Genomic DNA, 2,196 nt, shown 5'->3' with positions numbered 1-2,196 from the left:
CTGATGCATGACCTGAAAATCCACGTTCCGGCAGGGAAATGGGTGTTCTACGGTCTGGCTGCCATCCTGAGTGTGGTTACCGTGATTGGTGTCGTCACTCTGTAATTCGCCATCAGGTATCCTCTGCTACGGCCCGCACTCGCGGGCCGTTTTTTTATTCTGGCGTAACAACCCGGCGCGTCATCCACCACAACAACAGCGCCAACAGGCTGACTGCCGCACCCAGCAAACACACGCCTTGCCAACCCGCATGTGCATAGGTGAGGGTGGTGCTGAACGCGCCAATCCCGCTGCCCAGCGCGTAAAACAGCATGTAGAGAGCGACCAAACGACTATGAGCCTCCGGTCGGGCACGGAATATCAGGCTTTGGTTGGTCACATGCAGCGCTTGCCCGCCCAGATCGAGCAGCACAATCCCCACAACCAGCGCCCACAGCGATGCATCCATCAACGACAGCGGCCACCATGCCAGCAGTAATGTCACCAGCGCAAACGCACTGGTGTGCTGGGCATATCCCCGGTCGGCCCATCGTCCGGCGCGCGAGGCAGCCAGCGCGCCAGCCACGCCCACCAGCCCAAACGCACCAATCACCGTGTGCGAGAACCCATACGGCGGCGCGCTCAGCGGCAGCACGAGCGCACTCCAGAAGATGTTGAAAGCGGCAAACATCAGCAACGCCAACAGGCCACGGATTTGCAGTACCCTCTCTTGCAGCAGAAGCGTCAACATCGACGCGATCAGCCGTGGATAGCTGATGCGCTGCGGTGAGGGAGGCAAAACCGGTAGCCGTAACCATAACGGTAGCGCTATCGCTAGCATCAGCACCGCGGCACAGCAGTACACGCCTCGCCAGCCCGCCAGATCGCTCACGCCTCCCGCAAACACCCGCGCCAGCAACAGGCCAATAAACACCCCACTTTGGGTTGCGCCAACAACGCGCCCCCGCTCATGGGAGGAGGCGGTGCTGGCAGCGTAGGCGATTAACCCCTGCGTCATCGCGGTTCCTAGCAGACCGATAGCCAACATCCCCAGCAGCAGCACCGGTGCAGACGATGCCATGCTAACGATGAGCAAGGCTGTCACCAACGCCACGAGTTGCATGACCATCAAGCGACGACGCTCAACGCGATCGCCCAATGGCACCAGCAGTAACAGTGCCAGGGCGCAGCCAACCTGGGTAGCCGTGACAACGCCGCCAACCCTGGCCTGACTGATGCCGAAATCTGTCGCCAGCGCATCAAGCAGAGGCTGGGCGTAATAGACATTTGCCACGCTCAAGCCACTGGCGATAGCAAACAGCACTAGCAGGCTGCGGGGCATATCCGCAGGCTGAGCCAGCGAACTGTTTTGACTCAACGGTGATGTGAGGGAACGCTTCATCATATAACGCCACGAACTCCAGTTGCAAAATGAAACTGATTGAATGCTAGGTCATCTGGTTTTAAAATGCAACTTGATTACTGTTCCACACCAAACGGTCAGGAAATGCCATGCCAAACCACGAAACCATCAACCATGAACCTTGTCCCGTTGCCCGCTGTGTCGATGTGGTTGGCGATCGCTGGTCGCTGCTGATTGTGCGTGATGCCTTCGATGGCGTGCGCCGTTTCGGTGATTTTCAACGCAGCCTGAGCGTGGCGCGCAACATCCTTTCCGATCGTCTGCGCAAGCTGGTTAATGCAGGTATTCTTGAGATGCAGGACGCCTCGGACGGTACGGCTTATCAGGAGTACGTGCTGACGTCTGAGGGAGAAAAGCTGTTTCCGGTGATAGTGGCGCTACGGCAATGGGGAGAACAGCACCGGTTCAAACCCGGTGAGCGGCACTCAGACCTGATCGACACGCGCACAGGCAACCCGATTCCCTACATGGCGCCGCATGCCGAGGATGGTTCTGTGTTAATGCCAGCGACGGCTGTAGTGCGGAAAGTGGTGTAAGGTACGGCCACTGAAATAACGCAAATGACCATACCCGGCGAATGTCATAAACACATGGCTCAGGATCGTCACTGAGCACAATGCCTGAACCGTTTACTACTGCGCACTGCGTTGAATGGCTTTCCCACCTGCCTCGACATCCTGACCAATACCACGGGTGGTATTGCAAGCGGTCAACGCGGAGAGCATCAGCAATGAGGCAAGAATAAGCACGCTTTTTTTGAACATGGTTATTTTCCTTCTCAAGGGAGAGGTAAA

The 2,196-nt window shown here is 57.5% G+C and carries 3 protein-coding genes and 1 pseudogene; 2 read left to right on the top strand and 2 right to left on the bottom strand.

Annotated elements, in window-relative coordinates; all coding sequences use genetic code 11:
• Positions 1–105, top strand: a pseudogene (locus J5224_RS25300) (fumarate reductase subunit D); the annotation flags it as partial.
• Between the two features lie 49 nt (positions 106–154).
• Here J5224_RS25300 and J5224_RS25295 read toward each other — a convergent pair.
• Entirely contained in the window at positions 155–1,381 is a 1,227-nt protein-coding gene (locus J5224_RS25295) for an MFS transporter (RefSeq protein WP_264627961.1), read from the bottom strand.
• 110 nt (positions 1,382–1,491) lie between these two features.
• Here J5224_RS25295 and J5224_RS25290 point away from each other — a divergent pair, with 110 nt between their 5' ends.
• Complete coding sequence (locus J5224_RS25290) at positions 1,492–1,938, top strand: winged helix-turn-helix transcriptional regulator (RefSeq protein WP_264627960.1); 447 nt, start codon at positions 1,492–1,494, stop codon at positions 1,936–1,938.
• A gap of 96 nt (positions 1,939–2,034) precedes the next feature.
• Here J5224_RS25290 and J5224_RS25285 read toward each other — a convergent pair whose 3' ends face one another.
• Complete coding sequence (locus J5224_RS25285; protein WP_195316105.1) at positions 2,035–2,166, bottom strand: entericidin A/B family lipoprotein; 132 nt, start codon at positions 2,164–2,166, stop codon at positions 2,035–2,037.
• Positions 2,167–2,196 lie beyond the last annotated feature (30 nt).

This window comes from Candidatus Symbiopectobacterium sp. NZEC135 (assembly GCF_025962695.1).
Note: the sequence above shows the minus strand (reverse complement) of the source record. Positions and strands in the feature narration are given on the sequence as shown.

Excerpts from the sequence above, each read along its gene's own strand:
- J5224_RS25295 (WP_264627961.1), bottom strand. The coding sequence starts at position 1,381 with ATGAAGCGTTCCCTCACATCACCGTTGAGTCAAAACAGTTCGCTGGCT.
- J5224_RS25290 (WP_264627960.1), top strand. The coding sequence starts at position 1,492 with ATGCCAAACCACGAAACCATCAACCATGAACCTTGTCCCGTTGCCCGC.
- J5224_RS25285 (WP_195316105.1), bottom strand. The coding sequence starts at position 2,166 with ATGTTCAAAAAAAGCGTGCTTATTCTTGCCTCATTGCTGATGCTCTCC.